Source organism: Nocardia sp. NPDC058497 (genome assembly GCF_042720195.1).
GTDB lineage: Bacteria > Actinomycetota > Actinomycetes > Mycobacteriales > Mycobacteriaceae > Nocardia.
This window is the reverse complement of record NZ_JBHXMY010000025.1, coordinates 14,474-15,941: the sequence shown is the minus strand read 5'-3', so window position 1 is coordinate 15,941 and position 1,468 is coordinate 14,474. Positions and strand designations below refer to the sequence as shown.

Here is a 1,468-nt window from a genome sequence, read left to right as displayed (position 1 = left end):
AGAGAAGAACGAGCCGCCGGTGAATAGAAAGGCGTAAACCGGATTGCTCGGTCGATCTATATCGGCCGCGCCGCCACGGCCGAGATCGAGAACCGTCGAGTTCCCCGCGCACGCCGGACCGCACCCACCGGCGCCGGTGGGTGTGCCGACCACAGGTCCGGCGGATATATACGGCTCCGTACCATCAACCTATGAGCGTCACCGACCACACCGAGCGCACGGCCGACACCAGTTCGCCCGAGACCGGGACGCAGACGGCCACGCCGGAGAAGGTCGTGCGGCGGCGGCCGAAGAACCGGCGCGCCCAGATCGCCGCGGAGGCCGCGTCCGCGTTCGGCGCGCACGGGTATCACGGTGTGAGCATGGAGGACATCGCGGGCAGGCTCGAGATCAGCTCGGCCGCGCTCTACCGCCATTACCGCAGCAAGTACGCGCTGTTCCGCGAGGAGCTGTTCCGGCTCGCCGACGTTACGGTGGCGGCGGTGACGCTGCCCGAGGACGCGGCGCAGTGGTCACCGCGGGAACGCCTCGACCATGTCATCGACGCCGTCATCGCCAAAACCATCGGCAATCGGTCGACCACCGCGCTGGTCCGCTGGGAACGCCGGTATCTCGACGAGAGCGACCGGCAGGCCCTCGACGACAAGTTCGCCGAGGCGGTTCGCCTGCTCGGCGGCCTGGTCCGTGAACTGCGCCCCGGACTCGCCCGCGATGATGTCGCCGTCCGCTCCGTGGCAGTGTTCAGCGTGGTCAGCAGCATCGGCGACCACCACGCGACCCTGCCGACCAGGCTGCTCACTCCCCTGCTCGCCTCGACCTGCCGGGCGCTGATCGATGTCGACCTGCCCGCGCCGGAGCCCACGCGCCCGTCGGCCGAGCCCGACACCGGGTCGCCGTTCATGCACGAAGTGCTGCTGTCGAAGTCGGTCGATCTCTTCCACGAACGCGGCTACCAGAATGTCAGCGTCGAGGACATCGCCACCGCGGCCGATCTGGCCACCGCCTCGGCCGTCTACCGCTACTACCGCAGCAAGAGCGACCTGCTGGCCGCGGCATTCCGCCGCGCGGGTGACCTCGTCTCCGGCGCCATCGGCCCGACGGTGGCCGCCTCGACCTCCCCCGCCGAAGCCCTGTCGTCGCTGATCGACATGTACGTCCAGGGCTCCTTCGCCGAACGCGCCCTCACCTACGTCTATTACGCCGAATTCGGCAATGTCGCAGCCGAAGACCGGGTGACCCTGCAGCACATCCAGCAACTGGTCATCGCCGAATGGACCAAACTCCTCGTGCAAGTCCGCCCCGAGCTGACCGAAGCCGAAGCACGCATCCTCGTCCACGCCGGCTTCGCCCTGGTCGTCGACCTCGGCCGCGCCGTCGGGAACGAAGGCGTCGCCCCCCCCAACCCCCGCCACACCCGCCCCCCCCCCCCCCAGGTCGGCCCCGCCGGACGGCAGCGCGCGGGCGGGGC

General features: G+C 69.8%; 1 protein-coding gene. It reads left to right on the top strand.

Annotated elements, in window-relative coordinates:
* Positions 1-191 precede the first annotated feature (191 nt).
* Positions 192-1,468: TetR/AcrR family transcriptional regulator (locus ACFWPJ_RS03465; protein ID WP_378846576.1), on the top strand; the 1,277-nt coding region annotated here is incomplete at its 3' end.